Consider the following 17,146-nt stretch of genomic DNA (forward strand, 5'->3'; position numbering starts at 1 on the left):
AAATTTTTTATAATACTATTTTTAAGCTTCCATGTAATCTTCAATTGGTGCACAACTACAAATAAGGTTTCTATCTCCATAGGCATCATCGACACGTCTTACACTTGGCCAAAATTTATTGTCTCTCACAAAATCTAGAGGAAATGCTGCCGCTTCTCTGTTGTATGGTAGTGTCCATTCATCAGCGGTTAGCATATCTAAAGTATGAGGTGCATTTTTTAATATGTTATTGGATTCGTCTTTAGATGATGAATCAATTTCTTTTCTAATAGAAATCATAGCATCACAAAAACGATCCATTTCTGCTTTACTTTCACTTTCTGTAGGTTCAATCATCATGGTTCCTGCTACCGGAAATGATACTGTTGGTGCGTGGAATCCATAATCCATTAAACGTTTTGCAATGTCTGTAACTTCAATGCCATTGGCTTTAAAATCACGACAGTCTATAATCATTTCGTGAGCGGCTCTTCCCATTTCTCCTGAATATAAAGTTGGGTACGATCCTTTTAAACGTTCTTTAATATAGTTCGCATTTAGTATCGCAATTTCGGTCGATTTTTTCAAGCCTCTGTAGCCTAACATTTTAATATAGCCATAAGAAATAAGGCAAACTAATGATGATCCAAAAGGAGCGCCAGAAATAGCCGAAATTGCTTGATGACCTCCTGTTTTTACAATTGGGTTTCCTGGTAAAAAAGGAACTAATTGTTCTGCTACACATATTGGTCCAACACCTGGTCCACCTCCTCCATGAGGGATGGCAAATGTTTTGTGTAAATTTAAGTGACAAACATCAGCACCAATATTTCCAGGATTAGTTAAGCCTACTTGCGCATTCATGTTAGCACCATCCATATAAACTTGTCCGCCGTTATCGTGAATAATCTGTGTGATTTCTTTTATCGCAGATTCGTAAACTCCATGTGTTGATGGGTAAGTAACCATTATCGCAGAAAGATTATCTTTATGTAATTCTGCTTTTTCTCTTAAATCTTCGACATCGATATTACCATTTTCTGAAGCTTTGGTAACAACCACTTTCATACCTGCCATAACAGCACTTGCTGGGTTTGTCCCGTGAGCAGATGATGGAATTAAACAAATGTTTCTATGGTGATCTCCACGAGACTCATGGTAAGCTTTAATAACCATTAAACCGGCGAATTCACCTTGAGCACCAGAATTTGGTTGAAGTGATGTTGCTGCAAATCCAGTGATTTCTGATAATTGGTTTTCTAATTCTTTTAATACTAATTTATAACCTATAGGCTGGTCTGCAGGTACAAATGGATGTATATTTCCCCAATTTGGCCAACTTAGTGGTAGCATTTCAGATGCTGCGTTTAATTTCATGGTACAAGACCCTAATGAAATCATTGAGTGATTTAAAGCCAAATCTTTGCGCTCTAAACGTTTTACATAACGCATTAATTCTGTTTCAGAATGGTAGGTATTAAAAACTTCAAACGTTAAAAACTCAGACTGACGTTTTAAATGATCTGGAATGGTTTTTATATGAGAAATAGATGCAATTTTATCTGTAGTGTTGCCTGTTGCATTTTCAAAAATTGAAATAATTTCATTTAAGTCTTCAATAGTTGTAGTTTCATTTATTGAAATTGTTACTGTATTGGTGTCTGGATAATGAAAATTAACTTCACGTTTTTCTGCTTCATACTTAACCTTTACAGCATCTGTTTTTATTTGAAGCGTATCAAAGTAGTGAGAGTTTACTTGCTCTAATCCTAGTTTTTCTAGAGCATTGGCTAGAGTAGAGGTAGAGTTCTTAACTTTATCTGCAATAAAAGTTAAACCTTTTGGACCATGATAAACAGCATACATTCCTGCCATAACAGCTAAAAGTACTTGAGCAGTACAGATGTTAGATGTTGCTTTGTCGCGTTTAATATGCTGTTCACGCGTTTGTAATGCCATACGCAAAGCTCTATTGCCATTTTTGTCTTTGGTTACACCAATAATACGACCAGGAACATCTCGTTTGTAAGCTTCTTTAGTTGCAAAAAAAGCAGCATGAGGACCTCCATAACCCATTGGGATTCCAAAGCGTTGTGTTGTTCCAACAACTACATCTGCCCCAAATTTACCTGGAGCTTCAAGTTTTACTAGACTTAAAATATCTGCTGCAACAGCGACTTTAATGTTTTTAGCGTTGGCTTGTTCTATAAAGGATTTAATGTCTGTAATCTGACCATTTTTTCCAGGATATTGTAATAAGGCACCAAAATATTCATCAGAAAGGTTGTATTCTGCTTCGTTACCAATTACTAATTCAATTCCTATTGGGTTTGCTCTAGTTTCTAGTAGTGCAATAGTTTGTGGCAATACTAAATCTGAAACAAAGAATTTATTGACATTGGCTTTCTTTTGAGCACGATCTCTAACGGCAAATAAAAGCCCCATAGCTTCTGCTGCTGCAGTACTTTCATCTAAAAGTGATGCATTGGCAATTTCCATACCTGTTAAATCAATAATCATGGTCTGGAAATTTAATAATGCTTCTAATCTACCTTGAGCAATTTCTGCTTGATAAGGTGTGTAAGCAGTATACCATCCTGGGTTTTCTAATATGTTTCGCTGAATTACAGCAGGTAAATTTGTAGGATGATAGCCTAAACCTATGTAAGATTTGTAGACTTTGTTGAGTTGTGATAGTTTATAAATGTGAGTTAGATACTCTTGTTCGCTCATTGCAGCATCAAGATCTAAATCGTTTTCTAAACGGATATTATCTGGAATAGTTTCAGTAATTAATTGTTCTAAATCTTTAACACCTATAGTGTCTAACATGGCTTGTTGTTCGGTTGAATTTGGGCCAATATGTCTGAGTGCAAATGAGGTTGTGTCCATTATAAAATAATTTATTTAGTTCTGCAAAAGTAAGGATTTAGCCTAGTTTTTTAGTTAATGAAAACTAAAGTTTTTAACCGAAATGATAGGTTATTAACACATTCCTTACTTTTGTTGAATGGGAGTTTTAAAACGCATCTTTAACTTTTATTTGAATAGTAGTATTCATGTTGCATTAGCCGCTTATGCCTTAGCATGGATAACACTAATAGAGATGAATGTTGATTATGATAAATCTCTCTTAAGTTTTGTTTTTTTTGCAACGATAACGGGGTATAATTTTGTAAAATATTTTGGAATTGTTAAGTTTCATCATCGCAGTTTGGCCAGCTGGCTAAAAGCGTTACAAGTGTTTTCTTTTCTAGCCTTTTTAGCTATGTGTTATTTTGTGCTAAAGCTTGAGTTTAATGCATTAGTACTTATTGTTATTCTTGGAATTATTACATTCTTTTATGCTATTCCGATAATGGTTCCTAAACAGTATTTGTTTGATGACCATAAAAATTTAAGGCAAGTCAGTGGTTTAAAAGTTTACCTTATTGCATTAATATGGATGCTTACAACGGTTTTATTGCCCATGTTAAATAATGATATTGTGATGAGTCCTGATAGCGTAATTATAGGTGTGCAACGGTTTTGTTATGTGCTTGTATTAATGTTGCCGTTTGAGATTAGAGATCTAAATTACGATAGTTTAAAGTTAGCAACAATACCTCAAAAAATAGGGGTTAAAAACACTAAAATTATAGGAGTAGCCCTTTTAGTTGTTTTTTTGATGTTAGAGTTTTTTAAAGATGAATTACTAGATGTATCCATTATTGCCATTGTAATAACGACTATTATTACACTAGTATTATTGCTTCTTTCAAACAAAAATCAATCAAAATATTTTAGTGCGTTTTGGGTAGAAGGTTTGCCTATTATTTGGCTATTGGTCTTGTTGTTGCTTCGCTAATTCTTTATCAAATTGTGATTGAAGCTTTTTTAGTTCTTCAGTTTTGAGACACTGAACTTTTGATTTTTCTATGGTTTCAGATAATTTCTTGTTTTTATTAGAATACTTCTTAGTAATGTGGCAATACATAAGACGTAATCTTAGTTTGAATTGTTCCCAAGAAGAAGCTTCATCATATTGTACTTTGTCACAAATATGCTTTGCTTCATCACAGCTAATAAATAAAAAACTTTTTTTCATTTTTAATGTCCTTGTAAACGGAATATTATTTATACCAATTATCTTCCATGCATTCTGCTAATGCAGTTCGTGCTCTGTGTATAATAACCCATAGGTTAGACGCAGTAATATCTAAATCATTACAAATGGTTTCTGTATCATAACCTAAAATGGTTTTCATCTTAAAAACGTCGGCTTGTTTTTCAGGTAATTTCCCTAAACAATCGTAGATGGCGTCACCTAATTCTGAATTCACTAAATGGTCTTCAGCAGTTTTGTCACTGGCATCTGCCACGCGCTCTTCTAACCAATCACCTTCAGTGTCTGTATCACTGTTGTAACTCATTCTAACTTCGGCTTTACCTTTATTAGAATTTATTTTTCGGTAATGGTCAATGATTTTACGTTTTAAAATAGAGATTAGCCACGTGCGTTCACTCGCTTCACCCTTAAAGTTTTTCATGGATTTAAGGCCTGCTAAGAATGTTTCAGATATTAAATCTTGAGCAATTTCTCTGCTATTAACACGAGTAATTGTGTAATTAAATAAATAATCTGAATATGATTTTACCCAATTGTTTGGGTTTATTTGATGCTTAGGCATTTTTCATTTTCATTGCTGACTCAAAAATAGGTTAAAATTTTTAAATATAATTTAGTTCTAAAAATTAAAGTAAAATTACATAGCGTGCATATCTCATTATTTTTTTGTGGCGCTAATGATATAATATCCAAAACTTTTGAGGTGTAATCCTGTTAATAATGCGTAGAATGATCCTTTTAAGTTGTGAAGACTTTCTCTTTTTATAGATTTAAAACTCAGTAATTTTTTTAGTATAAAGCCCATAATTGCAAATGGTACGTGTAGTACAGAAGGAGCAACGCTATGGGAGGTGTCTTCAATTGTAATATTTATGAAACCTAAGTCTTGTAACTTTTGCTTTATAAAAGTGTGAGTTTCCAGTTTTTCAAGACTCCAATGATCGCATAAACGGTTGTAGGCATATTCTGCTCCTTTGCAAAGATCTGAACGCTCTTTTTTTAGGAAGGCATCTGCGATGACTAATTTTCCGCCAGATTTTAAAATACGATACGCTTCTTTTAATGAATTTTCTCCGTGACCGGAATGGCAAAAGCTTTCTATGGCTACAGCCGAATCAAAGGAATGAGATTGAAATGAGGTGTGGTTATAGTTTTCTTTTAAAATAATACCATTTTTTCCTTGTAATAAATCATTCCCATGTTTCACTTGAAAATCAGAAAGCGTGACTCCATAAGTGATGAGATTTTGATGTTGTTTTAAGGCATAGCGCATCGTGCCGCCCATACCACAACCTAAATCGATGAGTCTATGTTTTTTAGTGTTAATTTGAAGTCGTTTTATAACCTGAGCATTCATTTGATTAAGCATGCTGTCGCGTTTAAAAGGATTAGTTTTAAACGGTGCATAATAACCAAAATGCATGTTAAAGTCTTGACTCCAAAATTCGTAATCTTCTGAGGCTTCGTTATAGAAATCTATCATTTCTATTTTGTTTTTTTCAGAATAGCTGTCAATAGGTAGTGCTTGTGTTTTCATGATGGAAATTTATAAGATTGAACTAAGATTTATCATTAATAACCACGTGTAAACCACAGCAAATAGTATGAACAAGGTATTCATGAAATAACTACCGATCTTGAAAATTAATTTCTGAGGTATTTGGTACATGGGATAATATGCAATTTGTGTAGCGACTTTTCCAACCCAATATGCCGCAATAAGTCCGGTTAATGCAATAGCTAAGTTTGATCCGTTTTGTAAATCGTTGGGAATTACGATAGCAATTAATCCAAAAGAAAAATTTAGACCTTGAATATATCTGCCATACGTTTTTGCGATTTCTTGATTTAGAGGTTTTAGCTGTTTCACATCATTATACCAGTCAAAAACCTTGTGTCTTATATAAGGATAAATTAATGCGGTGAATATTTGTCCACAGCCACCTAGAATGATTAACCAATTTGGAATTTGTGTTTTCATGATAATTTAATTTTATAAGTGATATAGAAATGGAATAGGGCAAGACCCATTGAAACGAATAACCATAGAAATATGAGTTGGAATCCTCCAATTCCGAAATGGCCTTTAATCCGAAAGAGTACAATAAGGTATACCGTTGTAATTACATAACTTTTAAATAGGTTTTTGACAGGTTTAGAGAGCGTTTTAAAATTAACTATAAGTGTTACACTCATTAAAATTTGAACAAGACCTAAAACAATTTGTGCCATAATGCCTCCCCAAAAAGTGAAGTAAAGAAACAGAGTAATCAGGATTAACAATTTGTTGATATCATAAAAGTGTTTCATGTTTTCTTTGTTTTTAAACTTTCAGAAAAAATTGAAAGTTTGTTTTAAAAAAAGATACCTGCTACTTCATTAGTTTTAAAACCGACTTCGTTAACCAATTTTGTTTTTGATTCACCATCTTATTCATTAAAGTATCTAAATCTTGCGTTAATTGGTTTAATGCCTTTGTTTGTTTAATGAGCTCTTTTGTTTTTTCAGTGCCATCATCTTTAATTGTAGAGACCTCTTCTAGGACTTTAATTACAGGTCTAATTTCTCTTCGGCTGCGTTCTTTGGCTACAATTTTTGCTAGTTCTTGTACGTCTTTTTCTGTGGTGAAAAATTCTTTACGTTCACCTGAAACTAAAACTTTGGTTACAATGCCCCAATCCATCAATTGTCTTAAATTCATACTGGTATTACCACGTGAAATTTTAAGATCTTCCATAATGTCTTCCATAGACAAAGGCTGCGTGGAAATAAAAAGTAAGGCTTGTATTTGAGCCATCGCTTTATTGATGCCCCAAAGTGAGCCTAAACTTCCCCAAGTGCTAATAAATTTTTCTTTTGCTTCTTGATATTCCATAATACAAATATATAATAATTTTTAAACTTTCAATAATCTTTGAAAGTTTATTTGATTTGATAATGGATATGGTCATCGTGTCGTACCGCTTTACAACCGTGAAATCGAATTTTAGATTCATGACCTAAACCGAGTGATTGTTTCAAGTGTGGCTCAATAAATAGCTTTTGGGTTGAAGGCGCAGAAAGCAATTTTTTAATTATAAGCACTGTTTTAGGTTTATCTAGTTTTAGGTTATGAATCGTTCCAAGTGTGAGATACTTTGTAAAATCATATTGCCAATAACCTTTTTCTAAACAAGATTTAAAGCTGTAATTTTTATCGGTATTAGCATAAACACCATAACCAGAAATTGAAGGTTTTTTAGAGGTTGAAATGCCATTGTGATCTAAATACATAAAAGATAAATCTATCTTTTTTCCATCATTATGACTTAAATGCGGCAATAAGGGAAAGCCATTAAAAAAAGGAAAGTTAGCATCTAAATAGGTGATTGTAATTCCGGATTTGAATAAAACATGAGCAGAATCTTCTAGTTCGCGTTTTAATTCTGGGTTCACATAATTCCTAAAAGCTAAGGGGTAAAACCAATTTCGAGGTTTTAAATGCTTATCAAACCATGGTAATTTTTCTCTTCCAAAATGAGTAGCAATTGGCGGAATGATAACAAGGTTAAATAGCAAGTAAAGTAAAGGGAAAACAATACGTTTTCCCTTTTTGATTTTATAAGAAATAATAATAGTAAGAAGCCAAATAATACCTCCAATTTGCGTGATTATTGTTAAAATTAAAATGATTGCGATATGCCCAATAAGTTTTAATAAGCTCATAAACAGTGAACGCACTAACGTTACGTTTTATTTCAACAAGCCTGCACGTCTTAATAAGGCTTCAGGTTTTGGTTCTTGTCCTCTAAACTTTTTATACAAAGTCATTGGGTTGTCGGTACCTCCTTGCGATAATACAAAGGTTTTAAACTTATCTGCCACGGTTTTATTAAAAATGCCTTCTTCTTTAAAATATTCAAAGGCATCTGCATCTAAAACTTCCGCCCATTTGTAACTGTAATAGCCAGAAGAATAGCCTCCTTGAAAAATATGCGAAAACGACGTGCTCATACAATTTTCTGCGACATCTGGATATAAACTTGTATCTCCAAAGGCTTCAACTTCATGAGACTTCACATTTGAAATATTAGAAGGATCAATACCATGCCAAGACATATCTAATAATCCAAAACTCAATTGACGTAAGGTTTGCATACCTTCGTGAAAGGTTGCTGAAGCTTTTATTTTTTCAACCAGTTCCATTGGGATGACTTCGCCTGTTTTGTAATGTGTTGCAAATAACTCTAAAGCTTCTTTTTCGTAGCACCAATTTTCTAGTACCTGACTTGGCAATTCAACAAAATCCCAATATACGCTAGTTCCAGATATACTTGGATACGTGGTGTTGGCTAACATACCGTGTAAGGCGTGACCAAATTCATGAAACAATGTTGTGACTTCATTAAAGGTTAATAATGATGGTTTACTTTTTGTTGGTTTTGTAAAGTTACATACGATAGATACATGTGGTCTTTCATTTTTACCATCTTTTATCATCTGTGGTTTAAAAGACGTCATCCAAGCACCATTTCGTTTTCCGGCTCTTGGGAAGAAGTCGGCATAGAAAATGGAAACTAATTCTCCTTCGCTATCCGTAACTTTATACGTTAAAACGTCCTCGTGATATTTATCAATGGTATTAATTTCTTCAAACTGTAGACCGAATAATTTATTAGCTACTGTAAAAGCACCATTGATTACATTTTCTAATTTGAAATACGGTTTTAATTGCTCATCATCCAAGTCGAATAATTTTTGTTTCAACTTTTCAGCATAATAACCAGAATCCCATTTTTGTAATTGATCGATGTTATCTAATTCTTTTGCGAAAGCTTCTAATTCTTCAAATTCTGCATTAGCCGCTGGTTTCGCTTTTTCTAATAATTCGTTTAAAAATGACGTTACTTTTTCTGGCGTTTCTGCCATACGCTCTTCCAACACAAAGTGAGCATGTGTTTTGTAGCCTAAAAGTTGAGCACGCTCAAAACGTAATTGCGCTATTTTAAGAACAATGTTTTGATTGTCTAGTTCATCGTTTTGAAATCCTTTTCTTCCAAAGGCTTTAGATAATTTTTCTCTTAAAGCTCTGTTGTCTGCATAGGTCATAAACGGAATATAACTTGGATAATCTAAGGTGATTAACCAACCGTCTTTGTCTTTGCTTTCTGCTAATTGTTTAGCGGCTTCTTTGGCTCCTTCTGGTAAGCCTGAAAGCTCAGACTCATCTGTAAGGTGCATTTCAAATTTATTTGTTTCCGCTAAAATATGTTCTCCGAATTTTAATTTTAATTGACTTAATTCTTTGTCAATGGCACGAAGTTTTTCTTTTTTATCTTCAGGTAAATTAGCTCCATTACGAGAAAATCCTTTATATTTTTTATCGAGAAGCGTGTCTTGCTCTGTAGTTAAATCTAAACTAGATTTAGCATCGTAAACTGCTTTTACGCGTTTAAATAAGGCTTCATTCAACGTGATGTCATTGCTGAAATCTGAAAGTAAAGGTGAAACCTCTTGTGCAATTTTCTGAATCTCGTCATTAGTTTCAGCAGAATTCAAATTAAAGAAAATACTAGATAGACGATCTAACTCTTCACCAGAATAATCTAAGGCTTCGATGGTGTTTTTAAAAGTTGGTGCTTCAGTGTTTGCTGTTATGGCATCAATTTCGGCTTTTGCTTTTTCTATGGCAATATTAAAAGCCGATAGATAATCTTCTGTTTTTATTTTAGAAAAAGGGGCTGTTTTATAAGGAGTATTGAATGAATTATTAAGAATTGTCATTTTATGTTATTTTTCTTACTAAATAATTGATAATCTGTTTTTTAACTAAAAATTAAGAAGCTGATTACATAAGTTGTTTGTACTTTTGTAAAATCTTTTTAGTGATGTATTTTACTACTAAGAATTGATTAATAGCAAAAAAAAGCCTTGATGTAAATTGAGGCTTTTTTTATAGGTTTTTTGCGGAGTCTATAACTTTAGATTTTAGTCCTTCTTTATAAACCATTATTTTGTCTAAAACACATTGGTCAGCGCTGCCTAAAATCTGAGCAGCTAAAATTCCTGCATTTTTGGCTCCGTTTAAAGCTACAGTAGCTACAGGTACTCCGCCTGGCATTTGTAAAATGGATAATACAGAATCCCAACCATCTATAGAATTACTGCTTTTTACAGGAACACCAATAACTGGTAACGGAGACATAGAGGCTACCATTCCTGGTAAATGTGCTGCACCACCTGCGCCAGCTATAATTACTTTGATGCCTCTTTTATGAGCATTTTTACTAAAATCGAATAATTTTTCAGGGGTTCTGTGTGCCGAAACGATATCAACTTCAATTTCAATATCAAAACCGTTTAATATATCTATAGCGTCTTGCATTACTGGCATGTCGCTTTTACTTCCCATTATTATGGCTACTTTACTCATTTTTATTCGCTAATTACTTCGATTGTTTGTTTTACTTGTTCTGCTATTTTACGAGCTACAGAGATCTCTTTGTTAACAATAGTTACATGGCCCATTTTACGGAAAGGTCTGGTTTGTTTTTTTCCGTAAATGTGTGGTGTTACTCCATCCATTGCAAGAATTTTTTCAATGTTTTTATACACTACATTTCCGGTATGATTTTCGGCACCAACAAGGTTCACCATCACTCCAGCGACTTTACTTTCGGTATTGCCAAGAGGTAAACCTAAAATGCATCTGATCTGTTGTTCAAATTGTGAGGTATAACTAGCTTCAATACTATAATGACCAGAATTATGTGGTCTTGGTGCGACTTCGTTTACTAAAATGTCATCAGTTTCAGTTTGAAACATTTCCACAGCCAATAAACCCACATGTTTAAATTCTGCTGCTACTTTTAATGCAACAGATTCTGCCTTCTTTGCAATAGCATCAGGAATTCTAGCCGGACAAATCACATATTCCACTTGATTGGCTTCAGGATGAAATTCCATTTCAACAACCGGATACGTTTTAACATCTCCTTGTGCGTTTCTAGCCACAATTACAGCTAATTCATTTTTAAATGGAATTAACTGTTCTGTAATACATTCCACATTTGGTAAATCCGTTAAGTCAGAAAGATTTCTAACCACTTTTACACCTGTGCCATCATAACCAAATCGAGCGCTTTTCCATACAAAAGGATAATTTAAGCCTCCATGATCTACAGCTTCATCAATTTCAGACGTATATGCAAATCTTGAGAAATCTGCTGTCGGAATATTATGATCGCGATAAAATAATTTCTGAGTCGCTTTATTCTGAATGGTTCGTAATGTTTTAGACGAAGGAAACACTTTTACACCTTGTTTTTCAAGTGTTTCTAAAGCATCTACATTAACATTTTCTATTTCAAAAGTTAATACATCAACCTGTTTTCCGAAGTTAATTACGGTGTCGTAGTCTAATAAATCGCCAACGGTGAATTCGTCGCAGGCCAGTCGTGATGGTGCATCAGGACTAGGATCTAAGACACAAGTGTAAATATCAAACTTACGCGTATCGTATAACATCATTTTGCCAAGTTGGCCACCACCAAGAATTCCGAGTTTAAAATTTGAAGAAAAATAGTTCATGTTCACTTTCCACGAAAGTGGAAATATTTTAAAAGATTCAACTTAATTTATAGCAAAAATACGCTAAATATCATATATCCCTCTAAATTCCTAAATCAAAAATCCCTTAAAAAGCAATCAAATATGTATCTTTGCAACTCTAAAATAAAAAGAAAGTGATTAAGCTTCACGATTTATACTTCAAACCTTTTATATCTGAACAAGAAATAGATACCGCTGTCCAAAAAATGGTAGATGGTATTGCTGAGGATTTAGGCGACGAAGTACCTGTGTTTATTGGGATTTTAAATGGCTCGTTTATGTTAGTAAGCGATTTTGTAAAAAAATACCCAAAGCCATGTGAAGTTACTTTTATTAAACTGGCCTCTTATGAAGGTGTGAAGTCTACAGAAGATATTCAACGCTTAATTGGATTAACCCAAGATTTAACAGGGCGTACAGTTGTTATTTTAGAAGACATTATAGATTCAGGAAACACTTTGGAAGAAGTGCATCGTATTTTTGAAAACGAAAATGTAAAGCAATTGATTATTGCAACGCTGTTTTACAAACCCGAAGCCTATAATAAAGACTTTAAACTTCATTACGTCGGTATGGAAATTCCTAATAAGTTCATCGTTGGTTATGGACTTGATTATAATGGATTAGGAAGAGATTTGCCAGATGTATATCAATTAAAAACAACACAACATATGACAAACATAGTACTATTTGGCCCTCCGGGAGCAGGTAAAGGAACACAAGCTAATTTTCTAAAAGAGAAATACGATTTAATACACATCTCTACAGGTGACGTTTTTAGATTTAATATCAAAAACGAAACCGCTTTAGGAATGTTAGCTAAGTCTTTTATGGATAAAGGAGAATTAGTGCCCGATCAGGTTACTATTGATATGTTGAATAAAGAGGTGGAGAAAAATGCAGGTGCTAATGGTTTTATATTTGATGGTTTTCCAAGAACCAATGCACAAGCAAAAGCCTTAGATGCGTTAATGGAAGATAAAGATTCTCAAATTGACGCTATGGTGGCTCTAGAGGTTGATGATGAGGTTTTAGTAGAGCGTTTACTTAAACGTGGAGAAACGAGTGGAAGAACTGATGATGCAGATGAGAGTATCATAAGAAACCGAATAAAACAATACTATACCAAAACGGCTGTTTTAAAAGATTACTACACTGATCAAAATAAATATTTTGGTGTTGATGGTGTTGGTAGTGTTGAAGATATTACAGTGCGTTTAAGTACTGTAATAGATAAATTATAAATTACCATTCCTACTAAAATAGGAATCTAACTAAAAAGATTCCCACTTTGGTGGGAAATGAATATGACTGAAGGAAATTTTGTTGACTACGTAAAAATGCATGTTACTTCCGGAAATGGAGGTAAGGGCTCGTCGCATTTACATCGCGAAAAATATATTGCTAAAGGTGGACCAGATGGCGGTGATGGCGGTAGAGGAGGTCACGTGATTTTAAGAGGAAACTCTAACCTTTGGACACTTATTCACTTGAAATTTAAGAGGCACTTTAGAGCTGGTCATGGTGCACATGGTAGTTCAGGTAGAAGTACAGGTGCAGATGGAGAAGATGTTTATGTTGAAGTGCCTTTAGGAACGGTTGTACGTGATTCTGAAACAGATGAGATTCTATTTGAAATTACCGAAGATGGGGAAGAAAGAATAGTCGTTGAAGGAGGTATGGGAGGTCGTGGTAACTGGCATTTTAAAAGTTCAGTAAACCAAACTCCACGCTATGCACAACCCGGAATTCCACTTGAAGAAAAAGATATTACTTTAGAGCTTAAAGTTTTAGCTGATGTTGGGTTAGTAGGTTTTCCTAATGCAGGGAAATCAACCTTATTATCTGTATTAACTTCTGCAAAACCTAAAATTGCCGATTACGAGTTTACAACCTTAAAACCAAATTTAGGTATTGTAGAATATCGCGATTTTAAATCTTTTGTAATGGCAGATATTCCTGGTATTATAGAAGGTGCAGCAGAAGGAAAAGGTTTAGGATACTACTTTTTAAGACATATTGAACGAAATTCAATTCTATTGTTTTTAATTCCTGCAGATGCCAAAGATATAGTAGAACAATACGAAATTTTAGAAGACGAATTAAGACGTTATAATCCTGAAATGCTAGACAAAGAACGTCTCGTTGTAATCTCAAAATCTGATATGCTAGATGATGAGTTGAAATCTGAAATATCGACCATTCTAGATAAAGACTTAAAAGCAGAATATATGTTTATCTCTTCTTTAGCACACCAAGGATTAACAGAGTTAAAAGATAAACTTTGGAAGTTGTTGAATGATTAATGTTTGAGCATTAAGATGAAAAACTACCTTAAAAATTTAGTAGAGCTCAACGATACTAAAAAGAGTAAACGCTTTGCTTATTTTATTCAGTTTTTAATTATATTTTCGGTAGTTACTTTTTCAATTGAAACCTTGCCCGATTTAAAACCACAAACTAAAGTGATTTTAAATGCTATTGAAGCATTTTGTGTTATTGTTTTTACTTTTGAGTATTTAGCACGTATTTATGTTGCAGATAATAAGTTGAAATTTATTTTCAGTTTTTTCGGAATTATTGATTTTCTAGCAATCTTACCATTTTATTTATCTTTTGGAATTGACTTAAGATCGTTGCGTCTATTGAGGATGTTCCGCTTGTTTAGATTATTCAAATTAGTTCGTTATAATAAAGCAATGCGGCATTTTGCTAATGCCATGAAGTTAGCTAAAGAGCAAATAATCCTCTTTATGATTATCACTATAATGCTCATTTATTTTGCCGCAGTTGGAATTTATTATTTTGAAAACGAAGCCCAACCAGAACATTTTTCTTCTGTATTTTCAAGTCTTTGGTGGTCTATTGTTACCTTAACAACAGTTGGTTATGGTGATGTATATCCAATTACTGTTGGTGGTCGCATTTTTACCTTTTTTATACTGTTAATTGGTTTGGGAGTTGTAGCGATTCCAACAGGTATTATTTCGTCTTCTCTAACCAAAGCAGTAGAACCAAACGAGGAGAAGAAATAGATGCCTCAAAACATTAATACAAACCTTTTTGATTTATTCGATATGAAAACATTTTTAAACCTTATAGCACTAGTCTTTTTTACAGCTAGTTTTGGACAATGTCCTGAAGGAGATGTTGTATTATTTGGACAACCTGCTGTTGATAATTTCGAAGTTCAATACCCAAATTGTCAGGCTATTGAAGGATTTCTTATTATTCAAGGAAATGATATTGTAGATCTCTCCCCATTGTCTCAGATAAATGCCGTAGGAAGTCTTCTTATTAATGATACTTCTCTTAGTAATATGCAAGGCTTAGACGCTATTACAATTACGGGTTTGAGCGAACAAGATGCTTTTATCGTTATAGATAACAACCCAATGTTTCAGGACATATTATTTTTAAATAATTACACAGTTAATGTTCCTGTGGTGTTTTTAGTTAGAGATATGCCTGCTTTAACATCTTTGGAAGGAGCCGGGAATATAACTGAGTTTATCACATTATATTTAGAAAACAACGATCAGTTATCTGACTTGAATGGTTTAAATGAGAATCTAAATATTATTGGTGGATTAGTTCAAGACCCTGTTTTATACATCAGAGAACACGCAAGTCTATCTGATATTTCTAGATTGAACACAGCGCAATTGAATAATTCGTTGACGGCAGAGATTATTAATAATACCCAACTTGCGGTTTGTGAGAATGATTTAGTGTGTAGTTTAATTGAGAATAATGCTATTTTAATTGAGAATAATGCTTTGGGTTGCAATTCAAATGCTGAAGTTGAAATAGCGTGTGAAAGCTTATCTCTAGGTGAAGTTGAAGAGGAATTATTTAAAATTTATCCCAATCCCGTATCTGGAATTCTGTTTGTTGATGGTCTCAATAATGAGAATTTTGAAAGCTTAAAAATATATTCAAGTACTGGCGAAAAAATCTTAGAAACAAACACGCATAAATTAGATTTAACAGCTTTTCAAACGGGAGTTTATTTTATTAAAATTACGACTAAGCAAGGGAGTTTAACAAAACTTGTGATAAAAGCGTAATGCGTTTTTAGTATCTTTAAACTAAAAAGATGAAAAAGTTAACGTTTCTATTTATAGTATTTTTTATCACCTCATGTGGTACAATAGTCAACTACGATTACGAAAAGTCAACAGAATTTAGTAATTACAAGAGTTATAATTATTTTGATGACATGAAAACGGGTTTAAACGAATTAGATACGAAACGCTTAATCAGAGCTATGGATAAAAAGCTCAAAACAATGGGGTTATTAAAATCAGATTACCCTGATTTTTATATCGATATACAAAGTCAAGATATCCAAAGCCGAAACCAAAGTAATGTTGGTATTGGTGTTGGAGGAGGTGGCGGACACGTTGGAGGTGGAGTTGCTATAGGAATTCCTGTAGGAATGAATAAGCAAACGCGAGAAATTGTTATTGAATTTGTTGATGATTCTAAAACAGGAATGTTTTGGCAAGCCGTGAGTGAAAGTAGTTATAATCCTAATGCAACACCAGAGAAACGCGAGGCACAGTTTGAGGCTTTAGTGGAAAAAATTTTTGCAAGCTATCCTCCTAAGTTAGAAAAGTAATTTTATCATTTTCATAACAGTTTTAACTTCAACGTTGTTTCAGTGTTTTGTAATTTTGGTGTCAACTGAAATTCAAAAGAAATGGAAGCATTAAAAGGAAAAGTAGCACTTATTACAGGTGGTACAAAAGGTATAGGTTATGGTGTTGCAGAAGCATTATTAAATAAAGGAGTAAAAGTAGTTATTACGAGTAGGCATCAGAATTCAGCTGAAAGTGCAGCTCAAGAATTGGCAGCAAAAACAAATAAATTAGATGCTATAATAGGAGTTGAAGCCGATGTAAGACGACTAGATAGTCAGGAAGCAGCCGTACAACAAGCAGTGTCAAAATTTGGCAAGTTAGATATTGTTATAGCTAATGCTGGTTTGGGGCATTTTGCAAGTATTGAGGATTTAACAACAGAACAGTGGAATGACACCATTGATACAAATCTTACTGGAGTGTTTAATTCTATTAAGGCTAGTGTTCAGGAACTCAAAAAATCAAAAGGTTATTATATTACCATTTCAAGTTTAGCTGGCGCTAACTTCTTTGCTAGTGGTTCTGCATACAATGCGAGTAAATTTGGTGTAACAGGATTTACACAGGCAGTGATGCTAGATTTAAGACAATACGGAATTAAAGTAAGTACAATCATGCCTGGTTCTGTATCGACGCATTTTAATGGTAATGTGCCAAACGATGAACAAGCTTGGAAAATTCAAAGTGAAGATATTGGTGAATTGGTCATTGATTTATTAAAAATGAATCCAAGAACTCTACCAAGTAAAATAGAAGTAAGGCCTACCACGCCTCCAAGTAAAGGATAAGTAAAGGGTAGAAAAAAAAGAGGTTTCAATTAGAA

17 protein-coding genes are annotated in these 17,146 nt (G+C 33.6%); 7 read left to right on the forward strand and 10 right to left on the reverse strand.

Annotated features, from left to right (window positions below):
• Positions 1-21: 21 nt before the first annotated feature.
• The gene (gene gcvP / locus ABD730_RS00330; RefSeq protein WP_344711782.1) at positions 22-2,871 is read right to left on the reverse strand and encodes an aminomethyl-transferring glycine dehydrogenase; all 2,850 of its coding nucleotides are present in this window, start codon (positions 2,869-2,871) and stop codon (positions 22-24) included.
• 118 nt (positions 2,872-2,989) lie between these two features.
• On the opposite strand from gcvP, the gene ABD730_RS00335 reads away from it, so the two are divergent.
• The gene (locus tag ABD730_RS00335) at positions 2,990-3,826 is read left to right on the forward strand and encodes a UbiA prenyltransferase family protein (protein ID WP_334470537.1); all 837 of its coding nucleotides are present in this window, start codon (positions 2,990-2,992) and stop codon (positions 3,824-3,826) included.
• Here the strand turns inward: ABD730_RS00335 and ABD730_RS00340 are convergent.
• The 9 genes from ABD730_RS00340 to ABD730_RS00380 form a co-directional block, all read right to left on the reverse strand.
• Complete coding sequence (locus tag ABD730_RS00340; RefSeq protein ID WP_215927596.1) at positions 3,800-4,066, reverse strand: hypothetical protein; 267 nt, start codon at positions 4,064-4,066, stop codon at positions 3,800-3,802. The genes ABD730_RS00335 and ABD730_RS00340 overlap by 27 nt on opposite strands.
• Before the next feature lie 25 nt (positions 4,067-4,091).
• Positions 4,092-4,649 carry a sigma-70 family RNA polymerase sigma factor gene (locus tag ABD730_RS00345; RefSeq protein WP_334470535.1) on the reverse strand — a complete coding sequence of 186 codons (558 nt, stop codon included), beginning with the start codon at positions 4,647-4,649 and terminating at the stop codon, positions 4,092-4,094.
• A 96-nt stretch (positions 4,650-4,745) separates the two neighbouring features.
• Entirely contained in the window at positions 4,746-5,624 is an 879-nt protein-coding gene (locus ABD730_RS00350) for a methyltransferase domain-containing protein (RefSeq protein ID WP_344711784.1), read from the reverse strand.
• A 9-nt stretch (positions 5,625-5,633) separates the two neighbouring features.
• Positions 5,634-6,068 (reverse strand): hypothetical protein, encoded by a 435-nt coding sequence (locus ABD730_RS00355; RefSeq protein WP_334470531.1) that lies wholly within the window; start codon positions 6,066-6,068, stop codon positions 5,634-5,636.
• A gap of 390 nt (positions 6,069-6,458) precedes the next feature.
• Positions 6,459-6,962 (reverse strand): GbsR/MarR family transcriptional regulator, encoded by a 504-nt coding sequence (locus tag ABD730_RS00360; RefSeq protein ID WP_334470529.1) that lies wholly within the window; start codon positions 6,960-6,962, stop codon positions 6,459-6,461.
• A 47-nt stretch (positions 6,963-7,009) separates the two neighbouring features.
• Positions 7,010-7,807: a hypothetical protein gene (locus ABD730_RS00365; protein ID WP_344711785.1), complete on the reverse strand. Its 798-nt coding sequence runs from the start codon at positions 7,805-7,807 to the stop codon at positions 7,010-7,012.
• Between the two features lie 12 nt (positions 7,808-7,819).
• Positions 7,820-9,850, reverse strand: a complete 2,031-nt coding sequence (locus ABD730_RS00370; protein ID WP_344711787.1) for a M3 family metallopeptidase — start codon at positions 9,848-9,850, stop codon at positions 7,820-7,822.
• A gap of 169 nt (positions 9,851-10,019) precedes the next feature.
• On the reverse strand, positions 10,020-10,499 hold the full coding sequence (gene purE, locus ABD730_RS00375) for a 5-(carboxyamino)imidazole ribonucleotide mutase (RefSeq protein ID WP_215927608.1): 480 nt from the start codon (positions 10,497-10,499) through the stop codon (positions 10,020-10,022).
• Between the two features lie 2 nt (positions 10,500-10,501).
• The gene (locus tag ABD730_RS00380) at positions 10,502-11,656 is read right to left on the reverse strand and encodes a 5-(carboxyamino)imidazole ribonucleotide synthase (RefSeq protein WP_344711789.1); all 1,155 of its coding nucleotides are present in this window, start codon (positions 11,654-11,656) and stop codon (positions 10,502-10,504) included.
• A gap of 155 nt (positions 11,657-11,811) precedes the next feature.
• On the opposite strand from ABD730_RS00380, the gene ABD730_RS00385 reads away from it, so the two are divergent.
• From ABD730_RS00385 to ABD730_RS00410, 6 genes are all read left to right on the forward strand, one after another.
• Positions 11,812-12,921 (forward strand): adenylate kinase, encoded by a 1,110-nt coding sequence (locus tag ABD730_RS00385; RefSeq protein ID WP_334470520.1) that lies wholly within the window; start codon positions 11,812-11,814, stop codon positions 12,919-12,921.
• A 63-nt stretch (positions 12,922-12,984) separates the two neighbouring features.
• Positions 12,985-13,983, forward strand: coding sequence for a GTPase ObgE (gene obgE / locus ABD730_RS00390; RefSeq protein ID WP_334470519.1), 999 nt, complete (start codon positions 12,985-12,987; stop codon positions 13,981-13,983).
• Positions 13,984-13,998: 15 nt separating this feature from the next.
• Complete coding sequence (locus tag ABD730_RS00395) at positions 13,999-14,712, forward strand: ion transporter (protein ID WP_344711793.1); 714 nt, start codon at positions 13,999-14,001, stop codon at positions 14,710-14,712.
• A gap of 42 nt (positions 14,713-14,754) precedes the next feature.
• Entirely contained in the window at positions 14,755-15,747 is a 993-nt protein-coding gene (locus tag ABD730_RS00400; RefSeq protein ID WP_344711795.1) for a T9SS type A sorting domain-containing protein, read from the forward strand.
• A 29-nt stretch (positions 15,748-15,776) separates the two neighbouring features.
• The gene (locus ABD730_RS00405; protein ID WP_344711797.1) at positions 15,777-16,301 is read left to right on the forward strand and encodes a DUF4136 domain-containing protein; all 525 of its coding nucleotides are present in this window, start codon (positions 15,777-15,779) and stop codon (positions 16,299-16,301) included.
• 81 nt (positions 16,302-16,382) lie between these two features.
• Positions 16,383-17,111 carry an SDR family oxidoreductase gene (locus ABD730_RS00410; protein WP_334470511.1) on the forward strand — a complete coding sequence of 243 codons (729 nt, stop codon included), beginning with the start codon at positions 16,383-16,385 and terminating at the stop codon, positions 17,109-17,111.
• Positions 17,112-17,146: the final 35 nt, after the last annotated feature.

The organism is Winogradskyella damuponensis (genome assembly GCF_039538385.1).
In the GTDB taxonomy this organism is placed as follows: Bacteria; Bacteroidota; Bacteroidia; order Flavobacteriales; family Flavobacteriaceae; genus Winogradskyella; species Winogradskyella damuponensis.